Source organism: Limnothrix redekei LRLZ20PSL1 (assembly GCF_043235035.1).
Classification (GTDB): domain Bacteria; phylum Cyanobacteriota; class Cyanobacteriia; order CACIAM-69d; family CACIAM-69d; genus CACIAM-69d.
In genome coordinates this window covers 1-18,176 of sequence record NZ_JAZAQF010000016.1, presented here as the reverse complement: position 1 = coordinate 18,176, position 18,176 = coordinate 1, and the positions used below count along the sequence as shown (strand labels likewise).

Here is an 18,176-nt window from a genome sequence, read left to right as displayed (position 1 = left end):
AATTCCCGCAGCCGAGTTCACTTCAGGGGCTGGCTCGATCGGGGCCCGATCCCGATCGCCCTCCTTGGCTCACTCCAACTGCAACAGCTCCGCGATCGCCTGGCCTTCCTCCGTGGGTGTAGCAGGCATCACCTGTCTGGCATCCGTAATCAGCCAATCCAGGGCCGCCGCCTGCACATCGATCGTCGCGCCCGTCTTATCCACACAATAGCGACCGAACACCAATTTATCCACCAGCCGCACGCCCGGGCCCAGACGGGAATATTCAAAAATCACGCTGTTTTCCACCGTGGCCCCGCTGCAAATGTGGCAGTTTTGCCCGATCGCCGTGGGGCCAATAATTTTTGCCCCATCATCAATCCGGCTCATGCCCCCGATATACACCGGCCCCTGGATCTCCACCTTGTCCCAGTTGACCGCCACATTCAGCCCCGTATAAACCCCCGGGCGCACCTGCCGTCCAGGAATGGCCACGTTTTGCACTTCCCCTAACAGCACACTGCGAATGGCCCGCCAGTAGTCCGGCACTTTTCCAATATCCACCCACTGGAAATCCATGGTGATGCCATAGAACGGCGCACCCATTTCCACCAACTTGGGAAACAAGTCGCCCCCAATGTCATACTCACAGCCCGGGGGAATGTAGTTGAAAATTTCCGGCTCAAAGATATAAATCCCAGTGTTGATGCTGGTGCTGAGGGCTTCTTCCACAGCGGGTTTTTCCTGGAATGCCTTGATCCGGCCGTCCGGATCCGTCAACACCACCCCATAGCTGGACACCTCATCTCGGGGCACGGATTTCATGACGATCGTGGCTAGGGAGCCTTTGGCCTTGTGGAATTTGACGGCGGCGGTCAAGTCCAAATCAATCAGCGCATCGCCACAAAGCACCACAAAGGTGTCATCAAAGAAGGGGGAGAAGTCTTGGATTTTGCGCAGGCCACCCGCAGACCCGAGGGCTTTGCCAATCAGCTCGCCGTCTTCCACAAATCCTTCAAAGGAGTAGGCAATTTCGACCCCAAATCGCTGGCCATCGCGGAAATAGTCTTCAATTTCCTTAGCCAAGTGGCTGACGTTCACCACCACTTGATCAAAGCCGTGTTGGCGCAAAAGCTCGATCAGGAATTCCATCACTGGCTTTTGCAGGATGGGGATCATCGGCTTAGGCACGGTGAAGGTGATCGGCCGAACACGCGTGCCTTTGCCTGCCGCAAGGATCATGGCTTTCATGGTTTAGCTGGCTTCTCCCCGGGAATGCTTCACGTTTTATTTAACGGTGCGATCGTCGGATCAGCAAGCCAAGGGAAATGGGCGAGGCTTGCCGGATTCTGACGTGGTTTATTTGGTTTTCGACACTGTAGCGCTTGCCATGGGGTTCGCGAAAGAGAGGATGTGATCGATCGAGTGGCGATTGCCCAGGTGTTTGGCAGAAATGGCGGCCAGTTGCGGCGCTGCGGAAATGGGTTTGATGGAAATCGGGTGAGTTTTTGTGGAATCTTGGCCCGAAACTGAACCGGACTGGATCTGAGCTGAATTTGAGCGGAATTTGAGCTGAATCGGAATTGGATCGAGACCTGAATTTGAATTGAGTCTGCGATTGGAGCTGAATTGGGAACTGTTGGGCAAAGGCAGGGAAGCGAATGGCGTTGGATGCAGTTGTGTTGGGGAAGTTATACGCCACCTTGGCCGGTGGGGTGGGTTTGGGGGTTTTGTTGGGCCGCTGGCTCCCGGCGCGGGTGTCCGGGGCGATCGGGCAAGGGTTGTTTTGGGTGGGCGTGCCCCTGAGCTGCGTAGCCTTTTTGCGCCAAACCGATCTGAGCGGCCAGGCCTGGCTGGCTCCCTTGGTGGCTTGGGGGTCGATCGCCCTGGCCGGTTGTCTTGCTTGGGGATGGCTGCACTGGCAAGGGGTGACCGCCCCCCAACGGCGAGCCAGTTTTTGGCTGGGGAGCATGTTTGGCAACACGGGTTATTTGGGCTTCCCGATCGCCCTGGCCTTGGTTGGGAGTGGGCAATTTGCCTGGGCCCTGTTTTTTGATGTGGCGGGCACAACTTTGGGGGCCTATGGGGTGGGTTCGGCCCTGGCGGCCCGGCTGGGGGGCCAATCGAGCGACGGTTGGGGCATGGTGCGGGCGGGCTTGGTGAATCCGACGGTTTGGGGGGCCCTGGCGGGCTTGGGGTCGCGATCGATCGCCCTGCCCCAGGTGATCGATCGGGGACTGACGGCCATCGCTTGGACTGTGGTGGCCCTGGCCTTGGTGCTAATTGGAATGCGGCTCAGTCAGTTGCGTTGGGGCAATGCCACGGCTCCGGCGATCGCCCTGTTGGTCATCAAAATGGCGATCGTGCCCCTGGTGGTGGGGTTGACCCTGCGGGGTTGGGGATGGCAGGGGCCAACCCTCTTGGTTTTGGTGTTGCAGATGGCCATGCCCCCCGCCTTTGCCTGTTTGGTCATTGCCGAAGCCTACGACCTCGATCGGGACTTGGCCGTGTCCAGTGTGGCCCTAGGAACCGTGGTTTTGCCCTTTACCCTGCCCCTCTGGCTTTGGCTGTTTGGGGCTTAGGGGATGGCTAGGAGCGGTGACCCGTCACGATATAGGAGGCGCGTTGGGCAATATTGGTGGCATGGTCGGCCATGCGCTCAATGTGGCGAATGGTCAGCACCATCAGCAACACCGGCTCGATCGGCCCCGGCACATCCCGCTGCGTGGCCAACAGACCATAGAGGCGATCGTAGGCCTCATCCACCACATTGTCCGCCGCTTGGAGCCGGGCCCCCGCCTCGGGATCTGGCTCCACCAACGCCGCCAAACTCATGCCCAACATGGTTAGGGTTTGGCGAGCCATGGCTTCCACCTCCTCCAAATGGGGATGGGGCCCATAGGGAAACAGGCGCACCGCAATGTCCGCCAAGTCCTGGGAATAATCGCCAATGCGTTCCAAGTCCCGCACCAACTGCATCAGGGCACTCAGCCAGCGGCAATTTTCCGCCACCGGAGCGTTCAGGGTCATGGTGACCACGCAGTCGAGTTCAATTTGGCGATAGAACTCATCGATGCGGTCTTCGAGGGCATTAATCCGCTCGATCGTGGACAGGTCGCGGGCAAACAGGGCTTGCTGAGTGAGGCGAAACGAATCCTCAACCAGCGCTCCCATCCGCAGCACATCTTGGCAAACTCGCTTGATTTTGCGTTCGATCGCCGTCGGTTTGGTGGCCGCACCCGAAGCAGTGGAAAACAAAGATCGTTTCACGTCTACAGCAATCATGGAACCTTCATAAACGACGGAATGAATCAACAGCTCGTCCCAACCCCACTTTAGAAACCGTGATGATTGGCTCAGGGTGATTTTCTTTTGAATTTAGGCATTGCTCAGCAGTGAAATCACCAACCAAGTTCTCTTGAGAACATTCACTTCAGGAAATCAAAATACCAACCTCCAAGAAGCCTTAGAGCCGCATTGATCGATGAGAGAAGGTGTTGAAAAATGGGTAAATCACTGATAGCGCAATTTAAGGAAAGTAAAGGTTCAAAACCAGAAATTGCATCATAAATTCTTAATGAATTGCTGGCTATTGGTTTTGAGGTTAGAAGGAAAAAGTCACTCTAATCGAGGTCCCTTGAACTTGACTGCCATCATGTTGATCAGAACTTTGAACAGCACTGGGGACAGGGCCGATCGCGCCGTGAGTTCGGTTGCCCAAAAGGGGCTGAGGCAGAAGCTGTTGGGCAACTTTCGGGAAATTTTTGGGAAGTTTCTGGAAAATTTCTAGGCAACGATCGAGACTGAAACGAGGAAATGTCTGATCAAATCTCAATCAATTTTGATACTGATTGCGATTTTAGATCGCTCGGAAAGATGCTAAGGAATAGAAACAGAATATTGATTGGAGTGACTCATGACTCATGATGTTGTCTGATCAGAGGTTCGTGAAAGAACAATTTACGAAGGACTAATCTAGGATTAATCTGGGTTGTCATTGGATGAGTTTGCGATTGTCTGACAGATAAGGATTGGAATAAAAATGCCTCGGTTAAAAGGGGAATGGAAATGGGAAATTAATGGATGCATGTCAAAAGATTGCCTTTCCTTTATATCTTATATTTTCTTAAGGTGGGGGTTCCAGCTCAGAAGTTTAGTGGGAATTTAACCAAATTTTAGTGGGCTGATCTGCCGCAGTCCCCGGGATAGTTACTCCTAGGATGATTGTTCAGAAGTCTTGCACCAATTGGGGTGCTGTTGGCTACCAAACAGCTCGATCGCCCCGGTTGTTGGCGTTTTCGGGGATTGCTCCCCATCGTCAAGCGCTACAAATCATCCAGGGGTTGGCGGATGGCCCGAATCGGCAGGGCTACCCGCAGCCTTGCGCCGCCGGTTTTGGGGTCGTTGCTGCCGGTAATTTGTCCCCCATGGGCGATCGCAATTTGCCGGGCGATCGCCAGCCCCAGGCCGCTGCCGGTGCTGGGGAGTTGGGGCGCAATCATGGCATCGGTTTCGCGGGTGCGGGAAGCATCGCCGCGATAGAGCCGCTCGAAAATGTGAGGTAAATCCGTAGGCGAAAATCCGGGCCCCATATCAATCACGTCGGCATAGGCCCAGGTGGCGATCGGGTCGTTGTCTGGATCGGAGGGGGGGGTGGCGGCTTGGGGGTTGGGCTGGGCCGCCGGAGCGCCCCAGCGCGGGTCAGACTCCGAGGCGCGATCGCCCGATTGGCTCGCCCAGCCCAACTCCTCCGCCAAATCTTCCGCCAACTCCCCGGGCGGTTGGGGCAAGGTCAAGGCCGGCGCATCTTGGGAAATGTGCAGCCAAATTTGCCCACCTTCCGGGCTGTACTTAATCGCATTGTCCAGCAAATTCAACAGCAGCCGATGGAGCTTGGCCCGATCGCCCTGGAGCCAGAGATGATCTAACCCATCCCGATCGAGCACCAGCGCCACTGATTTTCGTTCCGCCAAGGGTTCCACCGACTGCCAAGCCGCCTGGGCCACCTCCACCAAGTCCAACACCTCCAAGCGCAAAATTTGCCCCGGATTCTGTTCCATTTGGCTCAAATCCAGCCAATCTTGCACAAATCGCACCAGCCGTTTCACTTCTGGCATGGCTCGATCGACCCAATGGCTCAGGGGCGGCTCCAGTTGCTTTTGCAGGGTTTCAAACACCAACTGAATGGACGTGAGGGGCGTGCGCAACTCATGGGCCAAGTCATTAATCCACCGGTTGCGACTGCGGGCCAAGTCCACCATCTGCTGGCAATTTTCCACAAAGATCGCCACGTGACCATGGGGCAGCGGAATCCCCCACCCTCGCAGGGCCAACCCCACCCCCTTGGTGGCGGCTCCCGGCCCCGGCAAGGGGGGATCGATCGTCCCGTGGTCGCTCAACTCCGGGCCCTCCGTCGATTCCGTTGACTCCGGCCAAGGCTCTCCATAAAACGTCCAGTCCCGTTGGCAAGTGAGCCGGCCCCGCCGGGTTTGTTGCACCAACTGATCCAAATCGTAGGAGCGCACCACCTCAATCAAGAGGCGGTCTTGGTTGGGTTGCCACTGACGGATGGCGAACAGCTCCCGCGCCCGGTCATTGCACCACCGCAGGCCGTCATCGCGATCGACCCACAGAAAGGCGATCGGAGCCGCTGCCAGGGCCTTCTCCCAAATTTCGAGCTGAGACTCCAGGGCCACTTCCCGATCGAGCGCCGCCACCACCCCGCGCCGCACCAAGGACTCCAGCCCCAACGGAATCGCCACCTCATCGGCCAAAATGGGCGCAAAAAGCTGCATCAGGCGAGAACGCAGCCGCGCCTGTTGCCACACCCCAACCCCTAGCCCCAGTCCTAAACCGACTAGGACACTAACCAAATCGATAGCCAAAGCCGCGAATGGTGACGATGTATTCAGGCGTACTGGGATCTAGCTCAATCTTTTCCCGCAGCCAGCGGATATGCACATCAACGGTTTTGCTGTCGCCAATGAAGTCAATGCCCCAAATGCGCTCCAGCAACTGTTCCCGAGACCAAACTCGCCGGGGATGTTGCACAAACAATTCCAGCAGTCGAAATTCCTTCGGCGACAGGTTCACTTCCTGAGTCCGCACCACCACCCGGCATTCCTGGGGATAAAGTTCAATATCCCGATAGCGCAGCACTTCTGGCTGGGCCGCGCTCACGATCCGATTGCGCCGCAGCAGGGCCCGGCAACGAGCCACCAACTCCCGCATACTGAAGGGCTTCGTGAGGTAGTCATCGGCCCCCACTTCCAGCCCCAACACCCGATCGGTCTCGCTGCCCTTGGCACTCAACATCAAAATCGGCACGGGATCTTGGCGCTGGCGCAACAGCCGACACAGATCCAGCCCATTCACCCGGGGCAACATCAAATCCAGAACAATCAAATCGGGCGGGCGGTTCATGTCGCCAGGATTGTTGAGATTCAACAGGTTCAAGGCCGCAGCCCCATCGGCCGCCACTAATACTTCATAGCCTTCGTCGCGCAGGGCCGCGGCCACCATATCGCGGATTAGTTCTTCGTCTTCAACAATCAGGATGCGGCTGGGTTGCCCCGCATCCAGGGGATTAAATTTCAGGGCGCGATCGCTGGCCAGCATACGGTGAAATTCTTGAGGAACAGATTCGGCGGTGATGAATCGATCGAGCAGTTCGGTGGCGTGAGCGAAACCCCGCAAAGCACCAGAACAGCGCCAAACTAGCGCTAAAACGGCGCAAATATAACGTTAGGAAATAAGCTTCCTGATTTATTTCGTATTGCGGTATACGATTTATATCTCCACGATACCAAGGTTCCCGCCGGCCGGCGATCGCCCCCCTGTGGAATTTGTAAAAATTTCCTGACGGTTTTTTTGGCTCAGAAAATGCCCCCTGGGCGTTGGGTTGTCCAAATTGTCCCAGAAAGTGCCAGGGCCATTTCCTCAGAAAATTCGTTGAAGTTGTGGCTAATGGCTGCTTTTTCCTTAGCCATTTCTTTAAGAATCAACCATAGTCAACCAAAATCGATGGGCGATCGGGATGGTGATCCCATGCCATTCCCGATGGATGCTGGCGGCCGGCCCTACACGGCCCCTGCTGGACTATTGACCCAGACTAATCATGGCAACGAATCCCCACGGTGCAAACCCGATGGCGAATCCCACGGAGCCTAAAGCTGTTTCCCATGGTTCATGCCGTGATTCATGTTCCCGTGGTTCATATTCCCGTGGTTCATATTCCCGTGATTCATGTTCCCGTGATTCATGTTCCCGTGGTTCATTAACCCGTTGCCCGTGGAATCCGTCGCCGTCGATCGCCCGCATTGGCCACCATTCGGGAACCAAGCCCCCAACCAGGTCTGCATCTGACCAATCTCCTGGCTTTGGGTGCGAATCACATCCTGAGCCATTGACTGCACTGGCGGGTGTTTCACCAATTGACCTTGAATCAGGCTTTGGGCCATCATCACCGCCCCTTGGTGGTGCATCACCATATCTTGCAAAAACTGCTGATCCAGCGCATCGCCTTGCAAGGGTTCCAGGGGACGCATCATGGGCTGATAGGTCTGGGTGCTGGTTTGGTTGGGATACCAGGTTTGCAGCCATGTTTTCATTTGGCTCACTTCCCGGCTTTGGGCATCAATAATCGCCTGGGTAAATTGCCGCATTTCCGGCCGTTGGGTGCGATCGCGCACGAGCTTGGCCGTGTCGATCGCCTCCTGGTGGTGCGGAATCATGTGACTAATGAATTCAAACTCGCTGCTCACCTGCATCGAGTGCATATGATGCGCCATGCCGCCGGCCGCGTCCCCACCGGGAGGACAAAGGGCGGGGCTAGCCTGGGCGGTGGTGGTGGAGCCTGGGGCCGTTGCGGCGGGTTGTTGGGCCCGCCATTGGCTAAATCCCCAACTCCCGATCGCGGCAGTGCTGGCGATCGCGAGGGACAATCCCGCGAGCCATGGGCCTTGTTTACCAGTCCATTTCATTGAATCTTGCTCCTACTTTCTCCTGAATTGATCAAAATTCATCAAAACCAAGACCGATCGGGTCAGAAATGCCCGATCGACCAGGGGTTACCTTCAGCATAGGAGTTGGAATCTGAATTGCGGGCGAGGAAACGGCGTGGTGAAGAGGCGTGGTGAAGAAAAGCTAAGGAAAGCCCACAGCGACCCGCGTTGAAGTCTAGAACGGAGCCGTATTCTGCAATTTTGGGATGTACCCCCCATGTCGGACGATTTGTTTAGCTTTGTGGTCACCAACAACACAGACCAAGCCATCCTGGAAATTTGGGTTTCGCCCGATGATGAGGAGTGGTCGCAGTTCGATTTGCCAGAAGAGGGAATTGCTTCTGGAGAGGGGGCAACGGTCACCTGGGCGGAACATACGAATGATTCGCCCTGTGAGTGGTACATCAGCTTTGTGTTTGAGGATGAGTCGGAAAGCGAAACGGTGTTGGTGAATTTCTGCGAGGAGCCGAATATCACGGTCGGCTAGAACGCGCGTTAACCGATCCACAACCTGGGGCGATCGACTGAAACCCGCATTTTTCGCGGAGGTTGTGGATCGGTGGATCGGGCAAACCGACCCTTGCCGATCGCTTGGGCCGCCATCATTCTCTACACGATCGCTTGCTGTGGCTCCTTGGTGTCACACCGCGATGGCCATGCCCATTCCCGATCGGCAATCCTGAGGTTTTGTTCTTTGATCCGATCATGCAAACCATGCGATCGCTGTTCCTGAGCCTGGCCTTGCTCTGCCTTGGCACGCCCGCCCTCGCCACCACCTGTGAAGAAAGCTTCGACAAAAAAGGCGATTTCTTCAACGGTTCCGCCTATTTTGCCCGTGTGCAAGTCCAAGGCCTATCCGTCGAAAGGGCCTTTTTTCAATTGCGGGTGATTTTGGCCCGCGAAGGCATTCGTACCCTCAGCACCGACGTGGCCGGCGGCATGATGCGAGCGGAAAACCCCGCCACTGCCTTTCAGCGGGCCTTGCCGATTGATGTGTTTGCTTTGGCGGAAAACAACCAAACCACCGTTGAGATGGTTTTCACGCTGCCCAGTGGTGTGACTGCCAGCCGCGAAACCGTCAAGAAATATATCTGTGGGGCCCTCAATCAGCTAGAACCGCCTGCCCCAACTCCATAGGCCAGGGCCAGGGCGATCGCCATTTGCCGAAACCTCGCGACCAACTCCGGCGGTTCAAGTACCACCGCATCGCTCCCATACCGCCGCACCCATCGCTCAAACTCCCCGAGCGATCGCCTCGGTAGCTTCACGGAAAATTCCAGCCCACTTGGCTCGCCACTCGTCCCCGACTCCCAGGTCAACCGTTGCGTGGGGTGGCGGCGATCGCCCTCTGCGATGAACCGCGCGGTGGGTGGCCGAAAGCGCACCACCACCAACTGCAACGGTTCCTGGCCCGCCAATTCCCGTATTTGATCCGCTGCTTCGCCCAAAAATAAGCCCCAACCGGCCGAGAGCAAACCCGTTGCTTTGCGCAGCCGTTGCCGTTGGATCCGCAAGCCTCGGGGCGGCATCGGCAACCACCGCACCTCCGCACTCAGCCGATCGATCCGGCGCGTGGCAAACTGACCTGAATCCAATTTTTCGTAGAGCAAATACCAGCCCACGTCATAGAAAAGCAGTTGCAAGGGATAAAGCCGCTCCCGCTCTCCCCGATCATCCAGTTGGGGTGAGCGTGCCACTTTCAGTTCGATCGCCTGGCCATCCAAAATGGCCTCCTCGATCGCATCCAGTTGCTCCACCAAGCGATCCCAGCCCTGGCCCTGCTCTAGGCGGGTGATGGGATCCTGTTCGCTGACGGGCCGGGAGAGCGATCGCCGCAAGGGATAAGTTAACCGCCCCTCCTGGTCTTGATCCCAGCTTTTCAGGCGGCTTTGGATGGGGCCCAAGCGCTCCCCCACTTTGGGATCGCCCAGGTCGATCGCCAACAGCCGCAACCCATTCAAGGCTGTGGTCAATTCCGCCACCGTCAGGGCCCCCGCCCCCAAGTAATAGCCCCAGCGATACATCCGCTCGCCCAACAGGCCATAGTCGCGCAGGGTGGCCAAGTCCTTCCGCAAGGTCGGAATCGAGGGGTAATCCTCTGGGAAGGGCCGCCCCAAGGCCGCCGCCCGATCGCGCAGAGCCGCCGCGATCGCCTCCAATCCTCCCGCCGCGATCGCCCCGCTGCCCGGCTCCTGCGCCAACAGGGCCACCAACAACATCAGGCGATCGAACGCGATCGGTTCCTCATAGCCATGGCGCGATCGAGTCGCCATTAACACATCTCCAGCCGCCCGCCTAATAGAAAATAATATTTTCGGGTGCTAGGGGTGATCGTGCAAAACCCAATAATACAAAGACTTACAAGCATTCATTTTGCTTAACGAACAATATTAAAACTTACACCGGACTCCTGCGATCAATCCTTTAAGATAGGAGCCAGGACACAAGCGTGAACATCATGGCGATCGCCAGCCGGACTTATGGGTAAAGCACTTGGGTGCTTTTGCAGACGTTTCATCAGCCTCATGCTCAAGACGATGCGATTTTCATGAGGTCACAAGGCTTTCAATATGACTTCAGAACCAACGATGTCTGATTCCGCCCCCATCTACACCGCGATCAGCTTTGCGCCCGTACAAGGGTTTATCGAGAAGTCTCGCAAGCTGCGTGATCTGTTTGGTGCATCGCAAATTTTGTCTTATCTGAGCCAACAACTAATCCAAGACATCATCCACGATTCAGCCAGCAATTCAGGCGGACAGAGTACTGAGGTGATTTCGCCAGCCTGCATCGATCACCAACGGGGTATGCCCAATCGCATCCTCCTGAAAGGGCCAAAAATTAAGCGCGATACTGTCAAAAAGAGCTTGCTGAAGAATTGGCAAGCACTCCTCAAATCTTGTCGCTGCTGGGTTGAGCAAAATCTGCCGGATGAGGCCTACTGTTGGTCGCAGCCTATCCCTGGCGATCGGCGTGGGGCAGGTGAGTGGGAGCGTTGGGGTCTCTATGCCTGGGAAGTGTTTTGGGGCTATGGCACAACACCCCAATCCGCGATGGAGGACTTAGAAAATCGTAAGCTCAAACGCGATTGGATTGGGATTAATTGGGTTGGTGAAAGTTCGAGTATTGCGGGAGCCGATGCGATCGCCTGGCCCGGATTGGGCAAACCTGACAACAATCCAGGGCGATCATTTTCAGACAGCGAAAGACAGGATATTGAGCGTTTTTATCTTCGCTTAGCCTGGATTTTAGATGATTTTAAGCGCCGCCATCAATCATTTCCTTCTGATCAAGAACTGAAGGATCACTTTGCTAATCCAGATAATGACGGCGGGAAATTTGTCAGCCCCCGCGAACGCTTGAGCATTCCTGAGCTGGCAAAACGCCTTGTGACTTTTGAGCCATTAGCCCTTGATATTGGCATTCATCATCCCGAAACGTCGTTTCGCGATATTTATCGCGAGCCGAGTTATTGGACAGGTTGGTTTATGGGCGATGGTGACAAGGTAGGTGACAAACTCACTGATCTAGCCAATCGCCATCCGGATAGCCCCCAACAGCGTGATCACAATCTCCAACGATTTTCAACCTTGATGCGAAATTGGGGGCAAGAATTTGCCAAAGCAAAAGACTTATTTCCCGAGGGCAAGGGTCGTGTAATTTATGCTGGTGGTGATGACTTTCTCGGTGTGCTTTACAGTGAAGAATCCAGTGATCGAAAGCAATCGCCACCAAAAGTTCAGCCGATTGAAGCTTGGAATTGGCTAAAAGCGCTTCCCAATCAGTGGCAGAAAATCCAAGCAGACACACAGCATGAATTGGGATTTAAGCTGACTTATAGTGTGGGGTTTGTCTGGGCTGGTCATCAGGTTCCGCAGCGCGATATTTTGCATCACTGCCGAGAAGCGGAACAGCGATCAAAAGCCCTAGGGCGCGATCGAGTCACCATCCGAATTGTGTTCAACAGCGGTCGGTTTGTGCAATGGACTTGCCCCTGGGATGAACTAGCCATTTTGGATAGCTATCGCGATCGCAATCAGAAAACAGGTTCTGAAGCGAACTGGAGTCATCTCTACAGCGATTGGGCTGCTTTAAAAGCTCGCCACGCCATTAGCTTGGACTCTCCTAGCAACAACAGCGACATTGCCTGCGAACTATTTGATTTTTACTTCAACGGCAAGGCTAGACAAATATTCGAGAACTATCGACAAGGGAACCCTGGAGGCTGGGATACGTTGTGTGGAGAAATTGAAGATCCACAAGAACTAGACTTGGCAATCGTGAATTGGATGGATGAATTGATTCAAGTAGGTTGGCAATTATGTCGCAATTCAAATCCCTAATCACAGTTTCTCCTTTAGGCTTCATGTATGCCAGCGCTGGTGGATTTCTGTCGCCAGAAAACTTGGTGGGCAAGTCCAACTACAAATTTCCTCCTGATTCGGCAGCGATCGCTGGTCTGATTCTGAACGCTAATCGATCGCAATGCTTTGCAGATCCGCAAATCCTAAAGCAACAACTTACGGTTGCAGGGCCATTCTGGGCATATACAGATCACCCATTTGAATTTTATGTGCCTATGTCTCGTCACCAAATCATTGATAATAAGGCATCAGATGAGTGGTCATTGCAACGCAAAGAACGTCCTGAAAGTCTAGGGGAAACAAGAGATCCTCTCCCTGATAGTGATTACCTGAATCAATATCGATGGCATCGTTCCAAGCAAGACCTCAAGCCCGCATCATCAGCTACTTGGCAGTTGATTGATACTTGGGGTTGGTCTAGAGATGAAATTAGGCAAGATGCTCGATACTTAAAAGCTACACCTTGGCAATCGACTTCTTTTCTACATCCTCGGATGAAAGGGGATGAATGCCATGTTTTAGAAAAGAATGGTTTGTTCCTGGAAAATGTCGTCCAGATTCCTGAAGATATCTGCTTAGTGTATTTAACCAACCTGGAAACTTTAGAACTCAATGGTTGGCATCGTTTTGGTGGAGAAGGGCATTTGGTAGAGATTGCGAATGAGCCAATTGATGAGCAGCATCCATTGAACAGGTTGCTAGCCCAAAAAATTTCCCGCGCTTTTGCCTTAATTACTCCGGCTGCTTGGGGATCAAATAACCTTTCCTATCGCTATCCACAACACCCAACTTTTCCGAAGCGCGATCTCAAGCTGTTGATGGATAAACCTGTGCCCTACCGCTATCGAGTTGGTCAAAACAAAGATGACCCTCGCAAAGGACGGCGATTGGGGCGAGGTCGGTATGCCGTTCCCAGTGGCAGTGTTTATGTTTTCCGAGAGCCTTTAAACATGACCTGGTGGGAATTTCCCGAAGAGTGGTTTCCCAAGGAAGGATTTTCACTCAAGCAATTGGGCTGTGGTCTCTGTTTACCGGTTGAAATTCAAGGAGTTCCAGAATGTACCACAAAGCGTTCGGCATAATTGAGACCCTAGCGCCACTGCATGTGGGGGCAACGGCAGGCGAAGAAACCGGTAATTTGAACCTGATCTTTCGGGATCAGTTCACCCAAACTGGCATCATTCCTGGCAGCTCGATTCGTGGCCGCTTTCGGGCAGAGATGCGGAGTTCAGAAGAAGAAGACCCCGATCGCACAGCCACTAACCGCTGGTATGGTCATGAAGCTGTAGATGGTCAACCCGATGGCGGAACTACTGAAGCCTTGGTGAAGTTTGAATATGCTTCCTTAGTTTGGTTTCCGGTCTTTTGTCCAGGACAGCCAGTTGTTTGGGTCAGTTGCCCGTCTCTGCTCAAGCGCTATCAACGGATTACGGGCATCAAAGCCGACGTACCTGCACCCTACACTGCACCAAAAGGGTTGCAAGGACGACAAGTTCAAGGCCGAGGAAAAATTCTGTTCTTCAATCTTGGATTTTTGGAAATTACGAATACGGCTGATTTGTCTCCTTGGGTGCCTGTTGATCTTGATCTAGATCGAAACAAGCTCGTGGTGGTTGATGACAATGATATTTCCATGCTGCATGACATGGCGCTTTATCGCCAAAGCCGCGTTAAGCTCCTCGATAAGGTGAAGAAGGTTGACACGGAAAGGGGGGCTTTCTTTAACACGGAAGCATTGCCAGAGGGCTGCGTTTTGATTTTTCCAGTTGCCTTAAAAGAAAAGGGCTGGAAACCCTTTGGAGACCACAAGGAATCTGAAATCTATTTTGGTGGACTCGAATCGATTGGCTTTGGTCGCTGTCGTGTGCTGCTTTTGGGAGGTGACCAGTAATGACTTGGAAGTCCTATGAACTCGATCGCATTGCCCAGAAGTTAGTATTGGCAGCCCGTACTCGCGATCCAAAATCTTTGAATCAATCCCACAAAATGCGTATGTCCGTGGCCTATGGACTAGAGCGATTTTGGGGTGAGCACTTGCGGCTCAAGGGCAAGGAAGAGCAAAAGTCTAAGTATTGGAAAGAAACCTGGGATGAATTTTGTGGAGTTATGTCGCAGGTAGATATCAATCTGCCGAAGGATGCGATCAACCCCCAAGAAACCAGCAAGATTCAGCATGTTTCTAAGCAGCTTTGGGACTTACCCATTGAAGATCAACGAGTGGCGATCGCCGTTTTGACACAGCTTTGCGATTGCTTGGTTTGGTGGACTCAGCGTTACAAAATTGGGAAGTTAGATGATGCCAGCGATTCCTGATAGTTATAAAAAAGTGCCCATGATGTTTCGCGCCCAGATTGATGGGCGATCGCAACTGCAACGCCTTGACTCTGAAAAGAGGTCGGGTAAGCCTAAAGAAGGTCAACTCCAAGATGTTGAAGTATGGGTTGACGAGTGGGTTGACAAGGCTGAACAGATTCCTGCTCAGGATGCTCAGGACAAGCAAACACCGGTTTATAGTGCCAAGTCCTATCAAATTTCCTGGCGATTTGTTACTAATGGTGGCCAGGATGATGGGATTATTCGGCCGGTTTTGGGGAAGGCAGGAATCCCGTTCTATCCAGGCAGCAGCATGAAGGGAGCATTTCGGAATGCTTGCGAACAAGCTGAGGCTTCAGGAGTGGTTGCAGCAGGCAGTACCGATCGCTATTGCGGCAAAGAAACAGATCTCCACCCTGGCATTCTGCGCTTTCTTGGGGCTTACCCAACCAATGATTGGACGGAGGGCCTAGTTGACCTCGTTCATCCTCAACAAGGGTGGCAGGTGAAAGCTGTGCCAACCAATCAAAAGCCTACTGGCGAAAGTGCCTACGCCTTAGTTTCGCTCTATCAACCAACATTGCGTTTTGCTATTTCCAGCAATCGACCACTATCGGATGCTGAGTGGCAAACCATTTGGACAATTTGGGAGCGAGCACTATCCGTTGGCTTGGGTTCTAAGACTGCTACGGGCTATGGACAGCTTGCACAAGTTTTATCGGTCAAACCGAGAAAAGTTTTATATTCAGTCAGCCTTAAAGGTCAAGGTCAGGCTGCCAAATTAATCGATGGCTCGGGTGAGTTTCGCCATAATATCTTTCGTGCTTCTTTGCGTGGTCATGCTCTACGCTTATTTGGCGGCTTAACAGATGCCAAGACCGCCGATCAACTAGTTGAAGATCTCTTTGGGGGAATTCAATCTGGTGAACCAACTGTGGGGTTTCTGGGACTTCAGTTTCGCGAGTCAAAACTAGAAATCGAGTCGTTTGGATCAGGAAGCTATGCTCAACCTGCTTACTTAGTGGAAGGAAAGTTGAATTGGCTTTTAAACCGTCCTCTTGCTAATGCCAATCAGGAAAATGCATTGATGAAGCTAGTTACTAACTTGATGCGCTTTGCCATGCTTGTGGGCGGCTTTGGAAAGTCCTGGCGGCGGGCCGATCATCGTGAATTTTTTGAAGACTATTATGAAGATAGTTATAAGGCTTTGATTGGTTGCCATTGGCAATGGTTAGACGAGCAAAGCCAGCTCCGAAATACGACGTTTGCCAGTGTTGAGCGGATTACTCCGTTTTTAGATAATGTTCGGGCTGTGACCTGTCAGTGGATGGAGCTGCAAGGAATTACTGTTCGCTCTAATCAGTGGGCTAAGGATTGGCGGGAAGCCTGGCATCCCAGTAATGTCCAAGTGTGGTCGCGATTAGCTAGTAGTGCCGAAGATTCTGTTGCAGTTTATTGGTTTCACAAGCCATATCAGCCAGCAATTCAAGGAGTCCAATCAGAGGGGTCGATTTACAAGAAACCTTTTACAGGGAAAATCGGCACTATTAGTCGAATTATCCATCGTATGTATCCTGTAATTCGACTAGTCCCAGATCCTAATAGCCCAGGCAAGAAGATTCCCAAGAAAACCATTAAATATCTGGAAGTGCTAACAATTTTTCCAGATGACTCTCAAGAATGTAGAGACTTTTTAGCGTTCTTGAGTACAAATCCAGATGAATTTCAGCAAGTATGGGGAGATGTTAAAGCATGAAAATTTGGATTTTGACGATCGGTAGCAGCGATGTTCAGCTCAAGAGCGACGAGGCAAACCAAGACGCAGGATGTAGCAGTCAACAGTTCAGTGGACGTATGTGGACTCGTTGGTTTACCAGTATCAAATCTGACTGCTATGGGATTCCTTTTCTTGTGGCTAGTAATGAGTCAGATGCATCCTATCGTGTTCCCTCCCGAGTCTTGGGCAGGGTTTACCAGAAGCAGCTAGATTTACAAGACAACATTTTTAATTATTTGACCTTTCCTTTATTGGAAGACTTCACTCAGAAAGTGCAGCAGTCTAGCGAACTAAGTCAAATCGTTCTAGTCTTGACTGATCAGTCCAAGATTTTTGCAGATAATCGGACTGAACGAGGGGAAAAGAGTCCCTATTGGCAAGATACCTATGAACTGCTCCCAATTTTGAAGCGCTACTTTAGCGAGCAGTTGCCTAATGCCCAAGTAGTAGAGCCAATTGTTTTGCAACCGGAGACTGTTGCTGACAGTTTGGATAATTGGGACTCAGTGCTAGAGCTGGTGCGCCAAAAATTTGCTGTTTTGAATAGCGATCTCTTGGTAACTGATAGCGAACTTGAGGCGGTGTACGTGAGCCACCAGGCTAGTACACCGGCTATCTCCTCGGCTGTACAGTTTATGGCCTTGTCATATTTTGGTGATCGCGTTCGCTTCTTGGTCACGAGCGAAAATCAAAGCAACCTCAGGACAAGTAATAATCCTACAAAATCAGCACAGCTTATCAAAAGTTCTAGCTACTTGCGTGGAATTAAAAAACAACAAGCGAGAGAGCTGCTGAAGTTTGGTAATTATGCAGCAGTTCAAGGATTACTCAATTTTGAATTATCTAAAGAACTGACTCTATTGCTGGAGGCTGCAATTCAGTGGAATTTTGCAGAATTCGATAAATTCTTTGACACACTTACATTGATTCCTGACTTTCATGACTTGGCTCTTCAAAGAAAGCAATTGTGGTGGTCAACAGCCTATGAGTCTGCTTATCTAGCCGTCAAGCGCTTAGAGCGTGTGGATACGGTGGAAGCTATGTTCCATAGCTTTCGGGCTGTTGAAGGGCTATTACGAAAATGGGCAGATCAAGAATTTCCGTCTGAATCAAGATCCATCACTGTCGAACTTGGAGCTGGAAGAACAAAAGATTTTAACCGCTATGGAAAAGGTTTATATTTTGCTATTGACTTCAAGAAACGAATTAATGAATCAAGAGACTTAGATATATGGACTTTTGGGAATCATGTATTTGATAGTAGAAATGATCTGTTCCATAAACTGTCAGGATTAAAAGACAAAGGGTCAGTTTTTAAGGCATGGAAAATTGATCCTAGAGACTCTGATCCTGAAAGCTTGTGGAAAGAGCGTGTTTTGAATTGCTTGAATTTCATTTCTGGTCAGAAATTTAAATCAATTGATCAAATCGATGATGACTATGAAGTTGCAAGCCTGATGATTTTGGTTCATCAAAAATTAGAGCGAGAAGTTGATGGGCTGTAACTCTTGACATAGAAGCTTTGACGAACAAATACCATCTTTTATCCCCAATAGCTAATTGCGGGATCGAGACTTTTTGACTTGTGCTTTGCATCAACCTTGGAGGAATCTAATAGACCTCTTGCACGAATAGAATAGCGGTGTAGAAAGTCGCTGTCACCACCCTCGGGAGATGCTCTACGAAAGCCTCGCCTCGCTACCCCCATCACAGTTCCGCCGTGCCTGTGGCTTTAGTCGT

General features: G+C 52.3%; 16 protein-coding genes. 10 read left to right on the top strand and 6 right to left on the bottom strand.

The genetic code is table 11. The features are described from left to right. Positions 1–69 precede the first annotated feature (69 nt). Complete coding sequence (locus tag VPK24_RS03095; RefSeq protein WP_099533069.1) at positions 70–1,230, bottom strand: sugar phosphate nucleotidyltransferase; 1,161 nt, start codon at positions 1,228–1,230, stop codon at positions 70–72. 410 nt (positions 1,231–1,640) lie between these two features. Here VPK24_RS03095 and VPK24_RS03090 point away from each other — a divergent pair, with 410 nt between their 5' ends. Continuing rightward, the gene (locus VPK24_RS03090; RefSeq protein ID WP_190354476.1) at positions 1,641–2,561 is read left to right on the top strand and encodes an AEC family transporter; all 921 of its coding nucleotides are present in this window, start codon (positions 1,641–1,643) and stop codon (positions 2,559–2,561) included. Between the two features lie 7 nt (positions 2,562–2,568). Here the strand turns inward: VPK24_RS03090 and phoU are convergent, their stop codons facing one another. The 3 genes from phoU to VPK24_RS03075 form a co-directional block, all read right to left on the bottom strand. After that, positions 2,569–3,264 (bottom strand): phosphate signaling complex protein PhoU, encoded by a 696-nt coding sequence (phoU, locus tag VPK24_RS03085; RefSeq protein WP_190354475.1) that lies wholly within the window; start codon positions 3,262–3,264, stop codon positions 2,569–2,571. 1,040 nt (positions 3,265–4,304) lie between these two features. Further along, on the bottom strand, positions 4,305–5,864 hold the full coding sequence (locus VPK24_RS03080) for a sensor histidine kinase (protein WP_393010618.1): 1,560 nt from the start codon (positions 5,862–5,864) through the stop codon (positions 4,305–4,307). Next, the gene (locus tag VPK24_RS03075; RefSeq protein ID WP_099531549.1) at positions 5,845–6,594 is read right to left on the bottom strand and encodes a response regulator; all 750 of its coding nucleotides are present in this window, start codon (positions 6,592–6,594) and stop codon (positions 5,845–5,847) included. Before VPK24_RS03075 ends, VPK24_RS03080 begins: the two co-directional genes overlap by 20 nt. Before the next feature lie 351 nt (positions 6,595–6,945). Between VPK24_RS03075 and VPK24_RS03070 the strand changes: the two genes are divergently transcribed. Beyond that, the gene (locus tag VPK24_RS03070) at positions 6,946–7,149 is read left to right on the top strand and encodes a hypothetical protein (RefSeq protein ID WP_393010616.1); all 204 of its coding nucleotides are present in this window, start codon (positions 6,946–6,948) and stop codon (positions 7,147–7,149) included. Here the strand turns inward: VPK24_RS03070 and VPK24_RS03065 are convergent. Further along, a complete protein-coding gene (locus VPK24_RS03065; RefSeq protein ID WP_393010614.1) occupies positions 7,146–7,961 on the bottom strand; it encodes a DUF305 domain-containing protein in 816 nt (271 codons plus the stop codon). The genes VPK24_RS03070 and VPK24_RS03065 overlap by 4 nt on opposite strands. 238 nt (positions 7,962–8,199) lie before the next feature. On the opposite strand from VPK24_RS03065, the gene VPK24_RS03060 reads away from it, so the two are divergent. Next, on the top strand, positions 8,200–8,469 hold the full coding sequence (locus VPK24_RS03060) for a hypothetical protein (protein ID WP_099531546.1): 270 nt from the start codon (positions 8,200–8,202) through the stop codon (positions 8,467–8,469). A 218-nt stretch (positions 8,470–8,687) separates the two neighbouring features. Then, positions 8,688–9,119 carry a hypothetical protein gene (locus VPK24_RS03055; RefSeq protein ID WP_190529155.1) on the top strand — a complete coding sequence of 144 codons (432 nt, stop codon included), beginning with the start codon at positions 8,688–8,690 and terminating at the stop codon, positions 9,117–9,119. Here the strand turns inward: VPK24_RS03055 and VPK24_RS03050 are convergent. Next, positions 9,089–10,255 carry a helix-turn-helix transcriptional regulator gene (locus VPK24_RS03050; RefSeq protein ID WP_393010611.1) on the bottom strand — a complete coding sequence of 389 codons (1,167 nt, stop codon included), beginning with the start codon at positions 10,253–10,255 and terminating at the stop codon, positions 9,089–9,091. The two genes, VPK24_RS03055 and VPK24_RS03050, sit on opposite strands and share 31 nt — an antisense overlap. A gap of 315 nt (positions 10,256–10,570) precedes the next feature. Here VPK24_RS03050 and VPK24_RS03045 point away from each other — a divergent pair, with 315 nt between their 5' ends. From VPK24_RS03045 to VPK24_RS03020, 6 genes are read left to right on the top strand one after another with little or no spacing between them, the layout of a single operon-like run. Next, positions 10,571–12,325, top strand: coding sequence for a type III-B CRISPR-associated protein Cas10/Cmr2 (locus tag VPK24_RS03045; RefSeq protein ID WP_393010609.1), 1,755 nt, complete (start codon positions 10,571–10,573; stop codon positions 12,323–12,325). Further along, positions 12,304–13,428, top strand: coding sequence for a type III-B CRISPR module-associated Cmr3 family protein (locus VPK24_RS03040; RefSeq protein ID WP_393010690.1), 1,125 nt, complete (start codon positions 12,304–12,306; stop codon positions 13,426–13,428). The genes VPK24_RS03045 and VPK24_RS03040 overlap by 22 nt, the downstream gene beginning before the upstream one ends. After that, positions 13,404–14,237 (top strand): RAMP superfamily CRISPR-associated protein, encoded by an 834-nt coding sequence (locus tag VPK24_RS03035; protein ID WP_393010607.1) that lies wholly within the window; start codon positions 13,404–13,406, stop codon positions 14,235–14,237. Before VPK24_RS03040 ends, VPK24_RS03035 begins: the two co-directional genes overlap by 25 nt. After that, positions 14,237–14,659, top strand: coding sequence for a hypothetical protein (locus VPK24_RS03030; protein WP_393010605.1), 423 nt, complete (start codon positions 14,237–14,239; stop codon positions 14,657–14,659). Before VPK24_RS03035 ends, VPK24_RS03030 begins: the two co-directional genes overlap by 1 nt. Continuing rightward, on the top strand, positions 14,643–16,415 hold the full coding sequence (locus VPK24_RS03025) for an RAMP superfamily protein (protein WP_393010688.1): 1,773 nt from the start codon (positions 14,643–14,645) through the stop codon (positions 16,413–16,415). The genes VPK24_RS03030 and VPK24_RS03025 overlap by 17 nt, the downstream gene beginning before the upstream one ends. After that, the gene (locus VPK24_RS03020) at positions 16,412–17,941 is read left to right on the top strand and encodes a hypothetical protein (protein ID WP_393010603.1); all 1,530 of its coding nucleotides are present in this window, start codon (positions 16,412–16,414) and stop codon (positions 17,939–17,941) included. Before VPK24_RS03025 ends, VPK24_RS03020 begins: the two co-directional genes overlap by 4 nt. Positions 17,942–18,176 lie beyond the last annotated feature (235 nt).

What these genes read in the sequence shown, in the direction of transcription:
- VPK24_RS03035 (WP_393010607.1), top strand. Translation starts at nt 13,404, where the DNA reads ATGTACCACAAAGCGTTCGGCATAATTGAGACCCTAGCGCCACTGCAT.
- VPK24_RS03020 (WP_393010603.1), top strand. Translation starts at nt 16,412, where the DNA reads ATGAAAATTTGGATTTTGACGATCGGTAGCAGCGATGTTCAGCTCAAG.
- phoU (WP_190354475.1), bottom strand. Translation starts at nt 3,264, where the DNA reads ATGATTGCTGTAGACGTGAAACGATCTTTGTTTTCCACTGCTTCGGGT.
- VPK24_RS03060 (WP_099531546.1), top strand. Translation starts at nt 8,200, where the DNA reads ATGTCGGACGATTTGTTTAGCTTTGTGGTCACCAACAACACAGACCAA.
- VPK24_RS03055 (WP_190529155.1), top strand. Translation starts at nt 8,688, where the DNA reads ATGCAAACCATGCGATCGCTGTTCCTGAGCCTGGCCTTGCTCTGCCTT.
- VPK24_RS03040 (WP_393010690.1), top strand. Translation starts at nt 12,304, where the DNA reads ATGTCGCAATTCAAATCCCTAATCACAGTTTCTCCTTTAGGCTTCATG.
- VPK24_RS03070 (WP_393010616.1), top strand. Translation starts at nt 6,946, where the DNA reads ATGGCTGCTTTTTCCTTAGCCATTTCTTTAAGAATCAACCATAGTCAA.
- VPK24_RS03045 (WP_393010609.1), top strand. Translation starts at nt 10,571, where the DNA reads ATGTCTGATTCCGCCCCCATCTACACCGCGATCAGCTTTGCGCCCGTA.
- VPK24_RS03050 (WP_393010611.1), bottom strand. Translation starts at nt 10,255, where the DNA reads ATGGCGACTCGATCGCGCCATGGCTATGAGGAACCGATCGCGTTCGAT.
- VPK24_RS03090 (WP_190354476.1), top strand. Translation starts at nt 1,641, where the DNA reads ATGGCGTTGGATGCAGTTGTGTTGGGGAAGTTATACGCCACCTTGGCC.
- VPK24_RS03065 (WP_393010614.1), bottom strand. Translation starts at nt 7,961, where the DNA reads ATGAAATGGACTGGTAAACAAGGCCCATGGCTCGCGGGATTGTCCCTC.
- VPK24_RS03095 (WP_099533069.1), bottom strand. Translation starts at nt 1,230, where the DNA reads ATGAAAGCCATGATCCTTGCGGCAGGCAAAGGCACGCGTGTTCGGCCG.
- VPK24_RS03030 (WP_393010605.1), top strand. Translation starts at nt 14,237, where the DNA reads ATGACTTGGAAGTCCTATGAACTCGATCGCATTGCCCAGAAGTTAGTA.
- VPK24_RS03025 (WP_393010688.1), top strand. Translation starts at nt 14,643, where the DNA reads ATGCCAGCGATTCCTGATAGTTATAAAAAAGTGCCCATGATGTTTCGC.